Annotated in this window: 20 protein-coding genes; 15 read left to right on the top strand and 5 right to left on the bottom strand. The window is 67.3% G+C overall.

The genetic code is table 11. The features are described 5' to 3' along the window. The first annotated feature begins 46 nt into the window (after positions 1-46). From C7455_RS00765 to C7455_RS00740, 6 genes are read left to right on the top strand one after another with little or no spacing between them, the layout of a single operon-like run. On the top strand, positions 47-1,822 hold the full coding sequence (locus C7455_RS00765) for an SLC13 family permease (RefSeq protein ID WP_109666026.1): 1,776 nt from the start codon (positions 47-49) through the stop codon (positions 1,820-1,822). Between the two features lie 43 nt (positions 1,823-1,865). Further along, entirely contained in the window at positions 1,866-2,486 is a 621-nt protein-coding gene (gene ccmA, locus C7455_RS00760) for a heme ABC exporter ATP-binding protein CcmA (RefSeq protein WP_109664187.1), read from the top strand. After that, entirely contained in the window at positions 2,483-3,139 is a 657-nt protein-coding gene (gene ccmB, locus C7455_RS00755) for a heme exporter protein CcmB (RefSeq protein ID WP_109664184.1), read from the top strand. Before ccmA ends, ccmB begins: the two co-directional genes overlap by 4 nt. Before the next feature lie 56 nt (positions 3,140-3,195). Next, a complete protein-coding gene (locus C7455_RS00750) occupies positions 3,196-3,927 on the top strand; it encodes a heme ABC transporter permease (RefSeq protein WP_109664182.1) in 732 nt (243 codons plus the stop codon). A 2-nt stretch (positions 3,928-3,929) separates the two neighbouring features. After that, entirely contained in the window at positions 3,930-4,088 is a 159-nt protein-coding gene (gene ccmD, locus C7455_RS00745; protein WP_109664179.1) for a heme exporter protein CcmD, read from the top strand. Next, complete coding sequence (locus C7455_RS00740) at positions 4,085-4,681, top strand: DsbE family thiol:disulfide interchange protein (RefSeq protein ID WP_281269393.1); 597 nt, start codon at positions 4,085-4,087, stop codon at positions 4,679-4,681. The genes ccmD and C7455_RS00740 overlap by 4 nt, the downstream gene beginning before the upstream one ends. 16 nt (positions 4,682-4,697) lie before the next feature. Here the strand turns inward: C7455_RS00740 and C7455_RS00735 are convergent, their stop codons facing one another. The 3 genes from C7455_RS00735 to C7455_RS00725 form a co-directional block, all read right to left on the bottom strand. After that, the gene (locus C7455_RS00735) at positions 4,698-5,192 is read right to left on the bottom strand and encodes a MarR family winged helix-turn-helix transcriptional regulator (RefSeq protein WP_109666024.1); all 495 of its coding nucleotides are present in this window, start codon (positions 5,190-5,192) and stop codon (positions 4,698-4,700) included. Between the two features lie 80 nt (positions 5,193-5,272). Continuing rightward, entirely contained in the window at positions 5,273-5,539 is a 267-nt protein-coding gene (locus C7455_RS00730) for an FAD assembly factor SdhE (RefSeq protein WP_109664174.1), read from the bottom strand. A gap of 2 nt (positions 5,540-5,541) precedes the next feature. Beyond that, positions 5,542-5,946 (bottom strand): helix-turn-helix domain-containing protein, encoded by a 405-nt coding sequence (locus C7455_RS00725; protein ID WP_109664170.1) that lies wholly within the window; start codon positions 5,944-5,946, stop codon positions 5,542-5,544. 123 nt (positions 5,947-6,069) lie between these two features. Between C7455_RS00725 and C7455_RS00720 the strand changes: the two genes are divergently transcribed. Continuing rightward, positions 6,070-7,272 carry a pyridoxal phosphate-dependent aminotransferase gene (locus C7455_RS00720; RefSeq protein WP_109664168.1) on the top strand — a complete coding sequence of 401 codons (1,203 nt, stop codon included), beginning with the start codon at positions 6,070-6,072 and terminating at the stop codon, positions 7,270-7,272. Between the two features lie 3 nt (positions 7,273-7,275). On the opposite strand, the gene C7455_RS00715 is transcribed toward C7455_RS00720, so the two are convergent. Next, positions 7,276-8,199, bottom strand: a complete 924-nt coding sequence (locus tag C7455_RS00715; protein WP_109664165.1) for a DUF6635 family protein — start codon at positions 8,197-8,199, stop codon at positions 7,276-7,278. Then, a complete protein-coding gene (locus tag C7455_RS00710; RefSeq protein WP_109664163.1) occupies positions 8,196-8,495 on the bottom strand; it encodes a hypothetical protein in 300 nt (99 codons plus the stop codon). Before C7455_RS00710 ends, C7455_RS00715 begins: the two co-directional genes overlap by 4 nt. Positions 8,496-8,636: 141 nt before the next feature. On the opposite strand from C7455_RS00710, the gene C7455_RS00705 reads away from it, so the two are divergent. The 8 genes from C7455_RS00705 to C7455_RS00670 are packed head-to-tail and all read left to right on the top strand — an operon-like array spanning position 8,637 to position 18,580. Continuing rightward, complete coding sequence (locus tag C7455_RS00705; protein ID WP_109664160.1) at positions 8,637-9,902, top strand: hydroxymethylglutaryl-CoA reductase; 1,266 nt, start codon at positions 8,637-8,639, stop codon at positions 9,900-9,902. After that, on the top strand, positions 9,899-10,804 hold the full coding sequence (locus tag C7455_RS00700) for a UbiA family prenyltransferase (protein WP_109664158.1): 906 nt from the start codon (positions 9,899-9,901) through the stop codon (positions 10,802-10,804). The genes C7455_RS00705 and C7455_RS00700 overlap by 4 nt, the downstream gene beginning before the upstream one ends. Continuing rightward, on the top strand, positions 10,804-13,221 hold the full coding sequence (locus tag C7455_RS00695) for a PEP/pyruvate-binding domain-containing protein (RefSeq protein WP_109664156.1): 2,418 nt from the start codon (positions 10,804-10,806) through the stop codon (positions 13,219-13,221). The genes C7455_RS00700 and C7455_RS00695 overlap by 1 nt, the downstream gene beginning before the upstream one ends. Beyond that, positions 13,208-14,308, top strand: coding sequence for a BtaA family protein (locus C7455_RS00690; protein ID WP_109664154.1), 1,101 nt, complete (start codon positions 13,208-13,210; stop codon positions 14,306-14,308). The genes C7455_RS00695 and C7455_RS00690 overlap by 14 nt, the downstream gene beginning before the upstream one ends. Beyond that, complete coding sequence (locus C7455_RS00685) at positions 14,305-15,636, top strand: diacylglycerol/polyprenol kinase family protein (protein ID WP_109664149.1); 1,332 nt, start codon at positions 14,305-14,307, stop codon at positions 15,634-15,636. The genes C7455_RS00690 and C7455_RS00685 overlap by 4 nt, the downstream gene beginning before the upstream one ends. Then, on the top strand, positions 15,633-16,478 hold the full coding sequence (locus C7455_RS00680; protein ID WP_109664146.1) for a GNAT family N-acetyltransferase: 846 nt from the start codon (positions 15,633-15,635) through the stop codon (positions 16,476-16,478). The genes C7455_RS00685 and C7455_RS00680 overlap by 4 nt, the downstream gene beginning before the upstream one ends. Next, on the top strand, positions 16,471-17,898 hold the full coding sequence (locus C7455_RS00675) for an AMP-binding protein (protein WP_109664144.1): 1,428 nt from the start codon (positions 16,471-16,473) through the stop codon (positions 17,896-17,898). The genes C7455_RS00680 and C7455_RS00675 overlap by 8 nt, the downstream gene beginning before the upstream one ends. A gap of 55 nt (positions 17,899-17,953) precedes the next feature. Next, positions 17,954-18,580, top strand: a complete 627-nt coding sequence (locus C7455_RS00670) for a class I SAM-dependent methyltransferase (RefSeq protein ID WP_109664141.1) — start codon at positions 17,954-17,956, stop codon at positions 18,578-18,580. Positions 18,581-18,622 lie beyond the last annotated feature (42 nt).

The raw sequence follows: 18,622 nt of genomic DNA, 5'->3' as shown, positions 1-18,622 counted from the left end.
TGCCCCCCGCTTTCGCCGGAGGCCCGGCACACCTATGTACACGGTGATGACACCGGATCAGATCACCCTTTTCGCGCTCTTCGGCGCGGTTTTCGCTTTGCTGATCTGGGGTCGCATCCGCTATGACATCGTCGCCTTCTCGGCGCTCATGGCCGGCGTGCTGCTGGGGGTGGTGCAGACCGAGGATGCCTTTGCCGGCTTTGGCCACCCGGCCACGTTGATCGTGGCGCTTGTTCTGGTCGTCTCCGCCGGGCTGGTGCGCTCGGGCGCGGTCTTGCTCATTACCCGCACGCTGGTCGACAGCAGCCGCAGCCTGGGCGCTCATATCGCCATCATGGGGGGCATCGGCGGCGTGCTCTCGGCCTTCATGAACAACGTCGCGGCCCTTGCCCTTCTGATGCCCGTCGACATCGCCACCGCGCGCAAGGCAGGGCGCAACCCGGGCCTGTCGCTGATGCCGCTGAGCTTCGCCACCATCCTCGGCGGGATGATCACCCTGATCGGCACGCCGCCCAACATCATTATCGCCGCGATCCGCGAGGAGTCGTTGGGCCGACCCTTCGCCATGTTCGATTTCGCCCCCGTGGGCCTTGCTGTCGCCGTCGCGGGTTTGGGCTTCGTGGCGCTGGCGGGCTGGCGACTGATCCCGACCCGCGACGACGGCGCGGCGGGCGTCACGCTCAAGAGCGTCACCCCCTACATTGCCGAACTGGCCGTGCCCGAGGATCACAAGCTTGTCGATACGCCCCTTCGCAACTTGATGGCATCGGCCGAAGAGGCCGGCGCGTCGATCCTCGGCCTTACGCGCGACGGCGACCGGAGGCTTGGCCCCCGCCAGAACCTCAAGATCAGGGCCGGCGACATTCTCGTCATCGAAGCCGAACCCGAAGCCCTTGACGAGTTCCGCACAACCCTTGGCCTGCAGATCGTCGAGGCTGACAGCCCCGCCGCAGAACGCCTGAGCGACGGTGCCACGCTGGTCGAGATGGCCATCCCCGTCGGCGCGCGGATCTCGGAGCGTTCGGCGCAGTCCATCGGATTGGGCTGGCGCAAATCGACGGTGATCGTGGGTCTGTCGCGGCGCGGCAAGCAGATCACCCGGCGCCTGCGCCATGAGATTGTCCGGCCCGGCGACATCTTGCTGCTGCTCACCCCCGCCGACACCGCCGACGAGGTCGTCGACTGGCTGGGCGGTCTGGCGCTGGAAAGCCGCGGGCTGGCCGTGACGCAAGACCACAAGGCATGGGCTGCAATCGGGCTGTTCGCCGCCGCCGTGATCCTTGCCTCCTTCGGGCTGATCTATCTGCCCATTGCCTTGGGGATCGTTGTGCTGGGCTATATCGCCCTGCGCGTCGTGCCCCTGTCCGAGCTTTACACCCATATCGAATGGCCTGTCGTGGTGCTGATCGGCTCGATGATCCCGCTGGGCGCGGCGCTTGAGGCGTCGGGAGGCACCTCGCTGATCGCGGGCGGGCTGATCACGGCCACCGATGGCCTGCCCGTCTGGGTCAGCCTGACCGTCTTGATGGTCGTCACCATGTCGCTGTCGGATGTGCTCAACAACACCGCCACCGCCATCGTCGCCGCCCCTGTAGGCATCACCATGGCCCAAAGCCTCGGCGTCTCGCCCGACCCGTTCCTGATGGCGGTCGCTGTCGCCGCCTCCGCCGCCTTCCTCACGCCCATCGGGCATAACAACAACACGTTGATCCTCGGGCCGGGCGGCTACCGCTTTGGCGATTACTGGCGCATGGGCCTGCCGCTCGAGATCATCGTCATCGCCGTCTCGGTCCCGACCATCCTGATCGTCTGGCCGCTCTGAGGCCGCTTCCCCTAGCCGCGTCAATCAGTTACCGCTGCCAAGCATGAACCTGCGCGTAACCGACCTTGCCTGTGCCCGCGGCCCCGCCCAGATCCTTGCTGGCGTCAGCTTTGCCGTGGCACCCGGTCAGGCGCTGATCTTGCGCGGCCCGAACGGAGCGGGCAAGACCACGCTGCTGCGCACGCTGGCAGGCCTGACCCCGCCGCTGGCCGGCACGATCGAGGCCGACCCCGACGCCATCGCCTATGCCGCCCATGCTGACGGGCTGAAATCGCAACTGACGGTCATGGAAAATCTGCTGTTCTGGGCCGGCGTCTTTGGCACACGCGACCCCGCGCCCGCGATCGCGGCCTTTCACCTCACGCCGCTCCTCGACCGCCGGGCGGGCGAGATGTCGGCGGGCCAGAAACGGCGCCTGTCGCTGGCGCGCCTTCTGGTCACGGGCCGCCCGGTCTGGTGCCTCGACGAGCCGACGGTGTCGTTGGACGCCGAAAACGTCGCCCGCTTCGCCGCCGCCGTGACGACGCATCTGGCGGCCGGTGGCAGCGCCGTCATCGCCACCCATATCGACCTTGGCCTGCCTGACGCCACGACGCTCGACATCACGCCCTTCGTCGCCAAGCGCATCCGCACCGACGACCCTTTCGCGGAGCGGATGGGATGATCGGCCTGCTCAAGCGCGACCTGACCCTTGCGATCCGCGCGGGCGGCGGGTTCGGCCTTTCGCTGGCCTTCTTCCTGATCTTTACCACGCTGGTGCCCTTTGGTGTCGGCCCTCAGACCGCCATCTTGTCCGACATCGCGCCGGGTATCTTGTGGCTGGGCGCGCTTCTGGCCTGCCTTCTGTCGCTCGACCGCATCTTTCAGCTCGACTGGGAAGACGGGACGCTCGACCTGATCGCCACCTCGCCCGTGCCCCTCGAAGGGCTGGCCGCGATGAAGGCGCTGGCGCATTGGATCACCACCGGCCTGCCGCTGGTGCTGGTCTCTCCGGTTCTGGGGCTGTTGCTGAACCTGCCCGGCCCCGGCTACCTCTGGCTGATGGCGTCGCTTGTGCTGGGCACGCCCGCGCTGTCGGCAATCGGAGCTTTTGGCGCGGCGCTGACCGTGGGCGTCAAGCGCGGCGGGCTGTTGCTCTCGCTGCTGGTCTTGCCGCTTTACGTGCCCACCCTGATCTTCGGCGCGTTGACCGTGGCGCGCGGCGCAACCGGGCAGGACGCGCTGACACCGCTCATCTTGGTGGGGGGCATCACCTTGGGCAGCCTTGCGATTCTGCCCTTCGCCGCCGCAAGCGCCCTCCGCGTCAATCTGCGCTAGAGGCGCGCGCCTCTGACCCATTGTGAGCGCAATCAGCCCCGATTAAGTTGCGCCTCATGGCATCGTTCTGGGAATATGCGAACCCGCGCAAGTTCATGGCGACCTCCGCCTTCCTCCTGCCTTGGACGGCAGGGATCGCGGGGCTTTGCCTTGTGACCGGTCTTGTCTGGGGGTTCTTCTTCACGCCTGATGACTTCCGTCAGGGATCGACGGTCAAGATCATCTATGTCCATGTGCCGTCGGCCATCATGGCGGTGAACGCATGGTTGATGATGCTGGTCGCCTCGCTGATCTGGGTGATCCGGCGTCACCACGTCAGCGCCTTGGCGGCCAAGGCTGCAGCCCCGGTGGGCATGGTCTTCACCGTCATCGCCTTGGCCACCGGCGCGCTCTGGGGCCAGCCCATGTGGGGGACATGGTGGGAATGGGACCCGCGGCTGACGTCCTTCCTGATCTTGTTCCTCTTCTACCTCGGCTACATGGCCCTATGGGAAGCCATCGACAATCCCGACAGCGCGGCCGATCTGACCGCCGTGTTGTGCCTCGTGGGGTCGGTCTTTGCCATCATCTCGCGCTACGCACTGGTGTTCTGGAATCAGGGCCTCCATCAGGGCGCGACCCTGTCGCTCGACCGCGAACAGAACATCGCCAATGTGTTTTGGTATCCGCTAGTCATCACGCTGGCCGGCTTTGGCTTCCTGTTCCTTGCCCTCGTGCTCTACCGCACCCAGACCGAGATCCGCGCGCGGCGCCTCAAGGCGTTGATCGCGCAGGAAAGGATGGCCTGACCATGATGCCCGATCTTGGCACCTATGCCGTTCCCGTGCTGTCCTCCTACGGCGTGTCGCTGATTTTGCTTTTCGCCGTGATCGCCGCCTCGATCTGGAAGGCGCGCCGCATCCGCGCTCGGCTTGAACAGGTGGAAAGCCGCCGGGACCGCACGACATGAGGATGAACTGGCTGATGGCCCTGCCCGTGGCGCTGACCATGGGGTTCTTCGGCATTGCCGGATACCAGTTGATGAACACGCAAGACGCCATGCAGCAAGGCGTCGACACCCAGTCCTTGCGCTCCGCCCGTCAGGGGCGCGAGGCACCGGACCTGAACCTTCAACCGCTGGGGCAGACACCGCTTTTGACCCGCGACGCGCTGGAGGGCAACGGTCTGGTGATGGTCAATTTCTTCGCCAGCTGGTGCCCGCCCTGCCGCACCGAACATCCCGTCCTGACCGCGCTGGCCGAGGCAGGCGTGCCGCTTTATGGCGTGAACTACCGCGATCGCATCGATCAGGCACTGGGGTTTCTGGACGAGCTGGGCAATCCCTATGACGCCATCGGTCGGGACGAGCAGGCCCGCAATGGTGCGGACTGGGGCGTGGTGGCGATGCCCGAGACCTTCTTCATAGACGAGACGGGAACCGTGGTGCTGCATTTCCGCGGCCCGGTGACGGAGCGTTCGATCCGCACCCAGATCCGACCGGCGCTTGCAGCGGCGGGGCATGATCTGCCGCTGATCGCGGGCGAAGAGGCGGCGGGGGGCTGAGCCAAGCCTCAGGTCGTCAGTAGATGTACCGGATCTGATCCGTCCAGTAGCGCTCCACCCGCTTGAGCGAATGGTTCACCCGGTCGATCCCGTCAGCTCCCAGCACCCCGTGCCGTTCCAGACCGTCGGCGTGGCGGGCGAACAGCGCCCCCACCACTTCGCGCACATGGCGGCCCTTTTCGGTCAGGCGCACGCGCACCGACCGGCGGTCGATCTCGCAGCGCTGGTGGTGCATGTAGCCCATCTCCACCAGTTTCTTGAGATTGTAGCTGACGTTGGAGCCCTGATAGTAACCGCGCGTCTTCAACTCCCCCGCCGTCACCTCATGCTCGCCGATGTTGAACAGCAAAAGCGCCTGCACCGCGTTGATGTCGAGGATGCCCAGCCTTTCGAATTCATCCTTGATGACGTCGAGCAGCAGACGGTGCAACCGCTCCACCAACGACAGCGATTCGAGATAGCCGGACAGGAATGCCGACCGGGTCGTCGCAAGGGGCGCGTGCATACTCATCATGGGCTCCGCATCTTGGTGCTTCACCCCCCTGACTGGCACAAGATTCGCAAAGATTGAGTTAAGCGCGCGGCAAAATCTCAGCGCCCCGCCATGAACTCGGCCCTGAGCCGTTCGAGGAACGGCCTGAGCGAGCCAGGCGGCTCTGCCTGCCCGGAAACCCACTGGTAAAGATCCTGATCTGCCTCGGCCATAACCGTCTCGAAAGCGTCCAGCGTCGCGTCATCGGCCGTGGCCAGATGCCGTTCGGCCCAACCACCCAGGATCAGGTCCATTTCCTTGATCCCCCTATGCCCCGCCCGCATCCGCAACCGCTTGAGCCGGATCTCGCGTGTCTCGTTCGTCATTTTCAAACCTTGTTCGACAGCGCCAGCCGCAGCCGCTTTTCCAGCCGCCCCATCTGATCCGCCAACCGCGCCTGGTCAACCTTCAGCGCCCGCAGATCGCCCAGCAATGCGACCAGATCATCACTCAGCGCCTCGGGCGTCTCGGGCCCGTCCAGCCCGTCACCCCGCCCCGTCAGCAGCCACATGATGGAAACGCCCAACATGCCCGCCAGCATCTGCAGCTTGTTGGCGCGCGGCTCTGACTGGTCGTTTTCCCACCCCTGCACGGTTTTCACCTTGACCCCCATGCGCCGCGCAAGCTCGGTCTGGCTCAACCCCGCCGCCTCGCGTGCACCTGTCATCCGGTCGCCGAAAGTGGCGGTATCGCCGTCATACCAACCCGGTCCCTCTTGCACGTCCGTCGTCATGTCGTGTCCCCTCCGCTGCTTGTTCGCCGCTTGATCGTGACCGGGGTGCACCCTAATGGTGAAGCCAGTGAAACGCCACCCGACACCCTGACACGGATGCCGGCCCAACGAGGACGCGACCCGATGCCCTTCCTTTCCGACACGCTCGCGCGCGTGAAACCTTCGCCGACCATCGCCGTGTCCAACCTCGCGGCCGAGCTCAAGGCGCAGGGCAAGGATGTCATCGGTCTGGGCGCGGGCGAGCCCGATTTCGACACCCCGCAAAACATCAAGGACGCGGCCATCGCGGCCATCGTCGCGGGGAAAACGAAATACACCGCCGTCGACGGTATCCCCGAGCTGAAAAAGGCGATCTGCGCCAAGTTCAAGCGCGACAACGATCTCGACTACACCCCTGCGCAGGTCACCGTGGGCACCGGCGGCAAGCAGATCCTCTACAATGCGCTGATGGCCACGCTGAACCCCGGCGACGAGGTCATCATCCCCGCCCCCTATTGGGTCAGCTACCCCGACATGGTACTTTTGGCAGGCGGCACGCCCGTTTTCGTCGAAGGACCCAGCCAGAACGGCTACAAGATCACGCCCGAGGATCTGGAGGCCGCGATTACGCCCAAGACCAAGTGGTTCATCTTCAACTCGCCCTCGAACCCTACGGGTGCGGGCTACACGGCCACCGAACTCAAGGCGCTCACCGATGTGCTGATGCGCCATCCCCATGTCTGGGTGATGACCGACGACATGTATGAACACCTTGTCTACGATGACTACGAATTCGCCACGCCCGCGCAGGTCGAGCCGGGGCTCTATGACCGCACGCTGACCTGCAACGGCGTGTCCAAGGCCTATGCCATGACCGGCTGGCGCATCGGCTATGCCGCAGGCCCGGTCGAGGTCATCAAGGCAATGGGCAAGGTCCAGTCGCAATCGACCTCGAACCCCTGCACCATCTCGCAATGGGCCGCGGTCGAGGCGCTGAACGGCCCGCAGGATTACATCGCGACCAACAACGAGATGTTCAAACGCCGCCGCGATCTGGTGGTCTCGATGCTGTCCGAAATCGACGGGATGGTCTGCCCGGTGCCCGAGGGTGCGTTCTACGTCTACCCCTCCATCACCGGGCTGATCGGCAAGACGACGGCGGCGGGCACATTCCTCGACACCGACGAGACCTTCGCCAAGGCGCTCTTGGAGGAAAAGGGCGTGGCCGTGGTCTTCGGCAGTGCCTTCGGCCTCTCGCCCGCGTTCCGGATCAGCTACGCCACCGATGACGAGACGCTGCGCGACGCCTGCACACGGATTCAGGATTTCTGCGCGTCCCTGACCTGAGCGTCAGCCGCGAAAGACCCTGAGCGCAGCCAGCGCTGTGTCCCACAGGTCAAAGACCCGCATCACCAGATGCTCGCGCGCGGCAAATCCCGCGCCCGGGCAGGCCGAGCGTTCCGCCTCGATCACGTGCATCAACCGCACGAGGCGGCGGCGGTGCAGCCCTGTGCGCACCTGCAAAGGGTCGGCGACGATCCCGGCAAAGGCGGTGACGGTCGACCCCATCAACAACAGCCCCGCGAAACTCGCCGCGACAAGACCGGGCGACGGGCCGACCGGAAACACCCCATACCAGACCCCGCCCAGCCGGTCGCCCAGCGGGAAATCCGCAATGGCGACGCTGTGCGCCAATGCCCCGGCGACACCGGGCGCCATCGAGATCATGCCGGGCGTCAGCGCGTGGAACACCATCGCGCCCAAGACCAGCGTGAGAAAGGCGGTCACGATCTCGGCCATGGCAGACCGCGTGCCGCTGTAATCGCCCAGCGCGCCCGCGACCCGGTCGGCCATCGCCTGCGCACCCTCGATACTGCCGCAGCGCTGGACGGCGGCGCGAAACGACGGGGCGGCAAGGATGGCGCGCGCCGTCGCGGCCCGGTCGCGGGGGATGCCCTGCGGCAAGGACACGTCCAGCAGGTCGTGCAAAACGGCGGCCTCGACCTGCGCGGCCACCGCCGTCCGGATCACGATGCGCCGCCCGCGCAACCAGCCCGCCGCGCGACCCAAACCCAGCCGCATCAGCACCCATGCCAGCAGGCGCGGCAGCACCAGCACCGGCGAGAGCAGCAGGTTGGCAGGAGCCCGCGCAATGTCCCAACCTAGCGCCATACGGTTGAGCCTGAGGCTGCCGGGCCATGTGAAATACCGCGCGACGAACCCGTCGATCCGGGCCATCGGATCAGTGCCGAAGGGCGCGCGCGCAGCGCTCATGTCAGGCTCAACCCCGCCATCAGCACAAGCACTGCGCCGCGCGCGACGTCCGCCTGAACCTGCGGCCCGTCATGGCGTGCAGCCGACCGCCAGACCCCCACCGTCGCCAAGGCGTTATAGGGCAACGAGAGGCCATAGCCCACCAGCAGCGCCGGGATCGGATGGTCATTTGTGATGAGCCACAGAAAGATCCCGCTCGTCGCGACATTGACCAACAGACCGCCCATCACGGCCCAGGTCCAGAAGGCATCGCCCAGCGGCAGGTGGCCCCGCCAAAGATCCGTGATCTTGCTCATGCCCGAGATATGATATCACGGCCAGTCTTGCACCAGCCCCTGCACGCGCGCATGTCGAAGTCTCTGGTCTGATGGCACAATCCGCGCTAGTCCAAAGACGGTGGCGTCTGTCCGTGGACAGACCGTGTAACGAGGACAGGCATGACGATCCCCTCCCATGTCAAGGACATGCTGAGCCGTGTGCGCGCCCGCTTTCTCAACGCGCCCCTACAAGACCGCATGTTGCCCAGAGATGCGGATTTTGCCACGCTCCGCCCCGTGCGCAAAGCGACCGAAGCCTCGGTCGCGCGCTACTGGGACAGGCTGATGGGCACGGCCACGCCCGAGGATCGCGTGGCGCTGGCCGATCCGATCACCATGGAGAGCCCCGGCCGCTTCGACGCCAATATCGAGAACTTCATCGGCACGGTAAAGCTGCCCGTGGGCATCATCGGGCCCTTGCGGATCAACGGGTTGAACGCGCATGGCGACTATCATGTGCCGCTGGCCACGACCGAGGCTGCGCTGGTCGCCTCCTATGCGCGCGGTGCGCTGGCGGCGACGAAATCGGGCGGCATGTCGACGGCCATCCTGTATGAGGGCGTTATGCGGACGCCGGCCTTCGTGCTGAACAACCTGCTCGATGCGGGCCTCTTCGTCGAGTGGGTGGTGAGCCACGTCGACACCCTCAAGGCCACCGCCGAGAAGACGACGCGGCATGGCAAGCTGGTGTCGCTCGAACCCGTGATCGACAATAACGTGGTGTTTCTCATCTGCCGCTACACCACGGGCGATGCGGCGGGGCAGAACATGGTCACCATCGCCACCAACGCGCTGTGCGAGGCGATCGTGGCGGGCTGCCCGGTCGCCCTCAAGGCGTGGTATATCGAAGGCAATTTCTCGGGCGACAAGAAGGCGTCGTTTCTGGGCCTCGTCACCGGGCGCGGGCGCAAGGTCTCCGCCTCGGTCACGCTCAAGGCGCAGGTGGTCGAAAAGACGCTGGGCACATCCGTGCAGGCGATGCTCGATTACGGGCAGGTCGCCAACCTTGGCGCGCATCTGTCAGGCCAGATCGGCGCGCAGGCCCATTTCGCCAATGGCCTTGCGGCACTCTACATCGCCACCGGGCAAGACGCGGCCTGCGTGGCCGAAAGCGCCATGGGCATCACCCGGATGGAGGCGCGGGGGAATGACCTTTTTTGCAGCGTCACCATGCCCAACATCCTTGTCGGCTCCGTCGGGGGCGGCACCGGCCTGCCCAGCCAGTCGGCGGGGCTGAACATTCTCGGGCTCAAGGGTACGGGCCATGGTGCTGCACTGGCCGAAGTGGTGGCGGCAACCTGTCTATGCGGGGAAATCTCCATTGTCGCGGCAATCGCTGCGGGGCATTTCACACGCGCCCATGAAACGCTGGCCCGCCTGAGATGACGCCCCGAACCCTCTGGACCTACCAGAAGGAACGCTTTCCGCTGGCCAAGACCGCGCCGCTTCTGGCGGTGTTCTCAAGCGCCAGCATCGCGGTGTCGGCAGAGATGGCGGGGCGTCCCCTGCCCGGCCCCGGCGCATTTCTGGCGGGCTTTGTCGTGGCCCTGCTCCTTTTCTTCCAGATGCGGGTCTGCGACGAGTGGAAAGACCTCGACGACGACCGCCGCCTGCGCCCCGACCGCCCGATCCCGCGCGGGCTGATCTCGCTGCGCGCAGTTCTGACGCTCGGGGCGGCATCGCTGCCCTTGGCGGCGCTCGCCGCTTGGGCGTGGCACCCGCCCGTCCTGTGGCTCTTGGCACTGGTTTGGGTCTGGCTGGCCGCGATGACGCTGGAATTCGGATTTCCCGCATGGCTCAAGGCGCGCCCCATCCTCTACCTCGTCAGCCACATGGCGATCATGCCGCTGATCGACCTGTTGCTCACGGCCATGGAATGGCTGCCATCAGGCACGCCCGCACCGGGCCTTGTGCTGTTCCTTGCGCTTTCCTTCGTCAATGGCTGCGTGCTGGAGATCGGGCGCAAGCTCTGGTCCCCCGAGGCCGAGATCGCGGGCGTCGACAGCTATTCCGCGCTCTGGGGTCCGGGGTGGGCAGCGCTTGTGTGGTCGGGCTGCGTCGTGGTTTCCTTTGCGCTTTTGATGGGGGTTGCTCTCGTCACCGGGGCTTTCTGGATCACGCTGACCCTTGGCGGAGCGATGGCCTTGGTCTGCCTTGCCTCTGCCGCAAGCTACGCCCGCGCGCCGACGCCTGCCGCGCAGAAACGGATGGACACTATGGCGGGCCTCTGGGTCTTTGCCTGCTACGCGCTGGCAGGCTTCGCGCCCCTGATCGTGAGGCTGATCTGATGTCCCCCATCGTCCCGCAAGCCCAAGCCACCGAGGTCGGGCAGGTCGGCGGCAAGGCAGCGGCGCTGGCCCATCTGGCGGCCCACGGTTTCGCCCCCCCCGCCTTCTTCGTCATCCCCGCCGAAGCCTTCGAGGGTGACGCGCCGGTGGCCGGTCTGACCGACGCGCTCGCCACCCTCGGCCCCGGCCCCTATGCCGTGCGGAGTTCCGCGCGTGCCGAAGACGGGGTTGAGCACAGCCACGCAGGCCAGTTCGACACGCATCTCAACGTGCCCCCCGAAGGCGTGGAACAGGCCGCCCGCGCCGTCTGGGCCTCGGGCTTTGGCGAGACGGTGGCGACCTACCGCGCGCTCAAGGCGGGCGGTGCCGCCGAAGGGCCCGCCGTCATCGTGCAACGCATGATCGCGGCCCGCGCGGCCGGTGTCGCCTTTTCCGCCGATCCGGTGTCGGGGCGGCGCGACCGCGTGGTGATCTCGGCCATCGCGGGCTTGGGCGAAAGGCTCGTCTCGGGCGAGGAGGATGGCGAGGATTGGACCGTCACCGACGCCGCCACCTGCGCCACCCCACCCACCGTCCTGACGGCGGAGGAGGCGTTGGCCATCGCCGCCCTTGCCCGGCGCGCCGAGGCGACATTCGGCAGGCCGCAAGACGTGGAATGGGCGCTCGACGCCGAGGGCCTTCACATCTTGCAATCCCGCCCCATCACCACGGCGCTACTGCCGCCGCCCACCCCCGACAACGCCCTGACCATCTTCGACAATTCCAACATCGTGGAAAGCTACCCCGGCCTTGTCAGCCCGCTGACCTATTCTTTCGCCGTCCATGTCTACGCCCGCGTCTACCGCGCCTTCGTGGCGCTTCTGGGCGTTCCTGAGGCGACCATCGCCGCCAACTCCGCCGTTTTCGGCAACATGCTGGGGCGGGTCGATGGGCGGGTCTATTACAACCTCGTCAACTGGTATCGCGCGCTGGCGCTCTTGCCCGGCTTCTCGCTCAACCGGGCGTATATGGAGACGATGATGGGCGTGGATACGCCCATGCCGTCGGAGGTGACGAACAGCATCGGCCCACCGCCGGCGACGGGCGCGGCCAAGCTCGTCGAATACCTGCGGCTGGCGCGCGCGGGCGCGGGTCTGGTCTGGCAGGCGGTGCTGTTGCCCCGCACGCGGCGGCGGTTCTACGAGCGGCTCAATGCGGCGCTCGACAGCGGTTTCGACCCCGAGACCGCGAACCCCACCGCGCTGGCGGCTGAATACCGCAAGATCGAGGCGACGCTGCTCGACCGCTGGGATGCGCCGCTCGTCAATGATTTCCTGTGCATGATCGCCTTTGGCGCATCCCGCAACCTGATGGCGCGCTGGCTGGGCGAGCGGGGCCTTGCGCTGCACAACGACGTGATGATCGGTCAGGGCGATATCGTGTCGGCCGAGCCCGCGCGGCGCATTGCCGAGCTGGGCGGCATGGTGCGCGCCGCAAGGATCGAGGCGGCACTGGCCGAACGCGGGCTGATGGCGCTGGAGGGGCACCCCGAGATCGCGCGGGCGGTGGAAAGCTATCTTGCGAAGTTCGGCGACCGCTGCACCGAGGAGTTGAAGCTCGAAAGCCTGACGCTGCGCGACGACCCTGCCAGCCTGATCGCGGCCATCCTTGCGCACGCCGCGCGCGGCGCGCAGGCGCAGCACGCGGCCATCACCCCCGACTGGGCAGCCCTTTTCCCCAACCCGCTGAAGCGCACCATCGCCCGCGCCGTCATGGGCTGGACGAAGGCGCGCGTGCGCGACCGCGAGAACCTGCGCTTCGAACGCACCCGCATCTTCGGCCATGCGCGCCGCGTCTTTCTGGCGCTTGGCCGCGAGTTCGCGGCGCGCGGCCTGATCGAGACGCCCCGCGACATCTTTCACCTGACCACGCAGGAGGTTCTGGGCGCGGTCGAGGGCTTCGGCCTGTCGGGAGACCTCAAGTCTCTGATCGCCTTGAGAAAGGCCGAAGCGCATGCGGCCGCCACCCGTCCCGACCCGCCCGAGCGGATCGAGATGCGCGGCCCCGCCATCGCCCCCTCATGGACCGAGACGATGACCACCCGCGACGACAGCACCCGCCAAAAGGCGACCGGCTGTTCAGCGGGCCGCGTCACGGCCAAGGCCCGCGTCATCCGCGACCCGCGCACCCAGTCGCTTGCTGCAGGCGAGATCCTTGTCGCGCGTCACACCGATCCGGGGTGGATCGCAGTGTTCTCCAACGCATCCGCCATCGTGGTCGAACGCGGCTCGCTGCTGTCCCATTCGGCCATCGTCGCGCGCGAGTTGGGCATCCCTTGCGTTGTCGGCCTGAAGGGCGCGACCGGCTGGATCAGCGACGGTGAAACCGTCACCGTGGACGGCACGACCGGAGAGGTGGAACGTCATGGCACGCTCTGAGATCGAGACCCGCGCTACCTTCGACCACATCCGCTATGCGCAGTTGTGGGAAGACGCCGATGTGCTGACCGCAGCCTTGGGGGACAAGGCGGGCGGCACGTTGGTGTCGATCTGTTCGGCGGGCGACAATGCGCTTGCGATGCTGGTGCTCGACCCCGCCAAGGTGGTTGTGGTCGACCTCTCGCCCGCGCAAATCGCCTGCCTGTGGCTCAGGATCGGGGCCATTCGCTCCCTTGGCCACGCCGAATTTCTGGAACTGATGGGCGCGCGCCCGTCGGATCGGCGAAGGGCGCTGCTGGCGCGCGCGACCGACGGGCTGGACGGGGAAACCCAAGCCTTCTGGGCCGCGCTGGCCGACGATGTCGACCGGTTCGGCGCAGGCGGCGTCGGCAAGTTTGAACGCTACTTCCGCATCTTCCGCACCAGGCTTTTGCCGCTTGTCCATTCCCGCCGCACCATCGCGGATATCTTTACCCCCCGCCCGCCCGCAGCCCGCCGCGTATTTTTTGAGTCCCGTTTCGATACATGGCGTTGGCGGATGTTGTTGAACCTGTTCTTCTCGCGCTTCGTCATGGGCCGCATGGGCCGCGACAAGGCGTTCTTCGACCATGTGGCAGGCAGCCCCGCGCAGCACGTGGCCCGCCGCCTGCGCCACGCGGGCGTCGACACCGACCCGAGCGCCAATCCCTACCTGCACTGGATCATGACCGGCACCCATGGCGCGGCTCTGCCGATGGCGTGGCGGCCCGAGCATTACGACACGATCCGCGCCCGGCTCGACCGGCTCGACATCCGTCCCGGATCGCTCGAGGCCTTTGTAGGCACAGGCGAAATGGCCGACGGCTTCAACCTGTCGGACATTTTTGAGTACATGTCGCCGCCTGTCTTCGAACAGGTCTATGCCAGCATCCTCACCGCCTGCGCGCCGGGCGCGCGGCTGGTCTACTGGAACATGATGGCACCGCGACGGGTGCCTGCGGCCCTTGCGCCGCGCGTGACCACCCAGACCGCGCTGGAGGATGACCTGAAGGCGCGCGACATGGCCTTCTTCTACTCCGACTTCGTGGTCGAGGAGGTCAGGGATTGAGCACTGCCCTGCAAATCGCCACCGCCTTCGGCTCGGTCGGCGTGCTCTTGGGCCTGATGGCGCTGGTGCGCATGGCAGGCCAGCGCCGCCACATCCAACCCGAGGTCAGCCGCAAGCTCATCCATGTCGGCACCGGCCTTTACTCGCTGATCCTGCCGTGGCTCTTTCCCGACCGTTGGCCGGTCTACATGCTGATCGGCCTGACACTGGTGGCGATGATCGCGCTGCGCCTGCCCGCCCTTTCGGGCAATCTCGGCCAGACGCTTCACGCGGTCGAGCGGCGGTCCTACGGGGATTTCCTGCTCGCCACGGCGGTCGGGCTCTGCTTCTTTTTGTCGAACGGAGACCCGCTCCTCTACATCCTGCCCATCGCGGTCCTGACGCTGGCCGATGCGGCTGCGGCGCTGGCGGGCACCACCTATGGCCGCAAGCGTTTTGCCGTGGAGGCGGGCCAGAAAAGCGTCGAGGGCACGGTGGTCTTCTTCACCGTCACGCTGCTGATCGCGCTGGTCTGCCTGATGTTCCTGTCGGGCCTTCCGCCCGCCAATATCCTCACGCTGGCCCTCATGGTCGCCGCCTTTGGCGCGCTGGTCGAGGCGCAAAGCTGGCGCGGCTTCGACAACCTGTTCCTGCCGCTGGGCCTGCTGGTCTTTTTGGCCATCCATGCCAAGAGCAGCCTGTTCGACCTGCTCACGCTGGCGGCGCTGTTCTTCGTCACCCTTGTGGGCTTTCGCGCGCTGGGGCCACGTTTCGGCCTGACGCGCCATTCCGCGCGGGTGCATGTGGTGGCGATGTTCCTGATCCTCGCCGTGACCGAGGCGCAGAACGCTCTGCTCCCCGCGACCGTCCTGATCGCACATACTTGGGCCAGCCTGCGCAACCGAGGTGCGGATGACTATGGCGATCTCGACATCGTGGCCGCACTCGGCCTTTTCAGCTTCGGCTGGCTGGCATTGGGGATTGCCACAGGCTGGAATGCCGTGGCCTTCTACGGGCTGACGGCGATGGGTCTTTCCATGGGGCTGGCGACGTTGGCCCTGCAGGGGCGTCTGATCCTCGTGCCACTGGTGGCCGCCCTTCTCTTCGGCCTGCGCGAGGGGGCGGCGGCGCTGAACCCTCCGGGCACGCTCTGGGCGGAACCGCTCTGGCCCGTGGCGCTGCTCTGCCTTGCAATCGGCGCGGGTGCTGCGGCCCTTGCCCCCGCCGCTTTCGCGCAGGACCGGGTGCTGAAACTGACCACCCTGTCGTTGATCCCGCCGCTCGCCCTTTACGCCGTTCTCGTCTGGAACGGCACGGGCGTGCCTGTCTCTGCCGGAGGTGCAGGTTGACCCACGAGACCTTCAGGACCGAGGGCGCATCGCTCACTCTCCACCTCGACGGCCCGGACTGGGAGGGCGCGCGCGCCGCGACCCTCGGCAATATCGCCTTCCGCGACGCCGAGGCCGGGGCCCGCCTGCTGGCAGAGGCGCTTACCCACCTCCGCGCCGCGGACCGAACCCGTGTGCTGGGGCCGATGGCAGGCGACACATGGCACGCCTACCGCTTCGTCAGCGAGACCGACGGAACCCCGCCATTTTTGCTGGAACCGACCAACCGCCCCCATGAGCCCGCGATTTTCGCTGCGGCAGGTTTCACCCCCGTGGCGCGCTATTTCTCGGCCCGGATGCGGCTCGCCGACATCGACCCCACGCCGCCCCCCGCGACCGACGCAATCACCATCGAGCCTTGGGACGGCGCGAACCCCGAGGCGCTCATCCGCGAGGTCTTTGCCCTCTCGACCGGGGCCTTCGCCGCCAATGCCTTCTACACGCCGATCACCGAAGACGACTTCCTCGCCATGTATCGCCCGGTCATGCCGATGATGCGCCCCGATCTCATCTTTTTCGCCCGCCGCCCGGACGGGTCGCTTGCGGGGTATCTCTTCGCCATCCCGAACTACGCCGAAGGGCTGGAGACCAAGACCATCATCCTCAAGACCTACGCCAGCCTCATACCGGGCGCGGGCCGCCACCTTGTCCACGCCTGCCACAGCGCGGCCCGCGCTCTGGGCTTTCAGACGGTGATCCACGCGCTCATCCACGACGCCAACCGTTCCGCCGAACGCAGCCGCATGGAAGGCGCAACGGTCTTTCGCCGCTACGAGCTTCTGGGCCTCAAGCTCGATGTCTGACCTGCTCCGCGACTTCGCCGCCGCGGTCGCGCGCCACCCCGACCGCACGGCATTGGTCGAGGCGTCTGGCAACGCCATCAGCTTTGCGGATTTGCAAACGCGCAGCCACGCCTTCGTAAGCAGTTGGGCCGCGCGCGGCATCGCGCCGGGCGACCGGGTGCTGCTCGCCATGCCCGTCGGTGCGGATCTCTACGCCGCGCTCGCCGCCGTCTGGTCACTCGGCGCCACGGTTGTGCTGCCCGAACCCGCGATGGGCCTGCGCGGCCTCATCCACGCCGCCCGCACCACCCGCCCCCGCGCTTTTTGCAGCGCCGGGGCTTACGGCCTGCTGCAGCTTGCCCTACCCGCGCTTTGGCCGATGATCCACCTGCGCCCCTCGACCGGCGGTGGCGCAAACCTGGGCAGACCCCTGCCCGGACCCGATGACATCGCGCTCATCTCCTTCACATCGGGCACGACGGGCGCGCCCAAGGCGATCCCGCGCAGCCATGCCTTTCTTGCGGCCCAGCACCACGCCATCGCCCCGCTGCTCGACAGCGCCACCGAGGAACGCGACCTCACAGCCTTCCCGGTCTTTGTCCTCATCAACATCGCCAGCGGCCGCACCTCCGTCCTGCCCGACTGGAAGATGTCGCGGCTTGCCCATCTATCCCCCGACCGCCTCGCCGCCCGGATCGCCACGCAAAACGTCACCCGCGCGCTGCTGCCGCCCGCGCTGTGCGAGACGCTCGCCCGCGCGCCCGCGACGCCCATGCTGCACACCGTCTTCACCGGCGGCGGCCCGGTCTTTCCCGACCTCCTCGACCGGCTGTGGTCAAACCGCCCCGGCCTGCGCATCGCCTGCGTCTACGGCTCGACCGAGGCCGAACCCATCGCCCATCTCGAGGCCGCCGCCATCACCGCCCGCGACCGGGCCGCGATGGATGCGGGCGCGGGCCTCTTGGCAGGCCACCCCGTCCCCGGCATAGACCTTCGGCTGCAACACGGCGAGATCCTCGTCGCGGGCGCGCATGTGAACGCCGGCTATCTGGACCCCGCCCATGACGCCGAAAACAAGATCCGCGAAGACGGGCGCATCTGGCACCGCACCGGCGACGCCGGGCGCCTCGACGGGGCGGGTCGCCTCTGGCTCCTGGGCCGCGCGGGCGCCGAGGTGCGCACCGACGCCGCCACCCTCCACCCCTTCGCCGTGGAGGTCGCGGCCCGCACATGGCCCGGCGTGCGGCAGGCGGCGCTGATGCCGGGCAAGGGCTCGCCCTGCCTCGTGATCGAGGGGACGGCGTCCCACCTGCAAGACTGGCAGGCCCGCGCCCGCGCCCTCGGCATTGTCCGCGTCACAGCCATCCGACGCATGCCCATGGACCGCCGCCATGCCTCCAAGATCGACCGCGCGGCCCTTGCGCGCCGCGACCTCGGCTGACCCCCGCGTCACCACCGCCCCTTGCGCCACGACTGCGGCCGGGCAACCAAGACCCATGACTGTCGAGACCCCCCAAGCCGCCTTCTGGAACCGCGTCGCCCGCCGTTACGCCGCCATGCCCATGCGCAACCCGCAAGCTTGGGAGGAGACGCTGGCACGCACCCGCGCCCACCTGCCGCCCTCGGCCCATGTGCTTGAGCTTGGCTGCGGGACCGGCTCCACCGCGCTGCGGCTTGCGCCCCACACGGCGCGCTACATCGCCACCGATGACGCGGCGGAAATGATCGCTATCGCCTCTGAACGCGGCGCGGACATCCCCGGCCTGCAGCCCCTTCAGGCCCGCCCCGGTGACGGCAGCCTGCCCCAAGGCCCCTTCGATGCGATCCTCGCCTACAACCTTCTGCACCTTTTGCCCGACCTGCCCGCCGCCCTGTCCGAGGCCCATTCCCTCCTCAAACCCGGCGGGCTCCTTATCACGAAAACCCCCTGCCTCGGCGGGCCTTGGCTGGCGCTGTGGCCGCTCGTCCGCGCGCTTGGCCTGTTCGGCAAGGCCCCGCCGCTCCGCTTCGTCTCGCCCGCAGCGCTCGAACGCCGCATCATCACGGCAGGCTTCACGATCGAGGCCCGCGCCGACCTGCCCCGCCGCCCGCCATCGCGCTTTCTCGTGGCCCGCAGAATCTGACCCTTCTCTGTTTCGAAAATATCCCGGGGGCGGCGCCCGGAA

Source organism: Roseicyclus mahoneyensis, from assembly GCF_003148775.1.
In the GTDB taxonomy this organism is placed as follows: domain Bacteria; phylum Pseudomonadota; class Alphaproteobacteria; order Rhodobacterales; family Rhodobacteraceae; genus Roseicyclus; species Roseicyclus mahoneyensis.
This window is presented reverse-complemented; position numbering and strand designations above follow the sequence as displayed.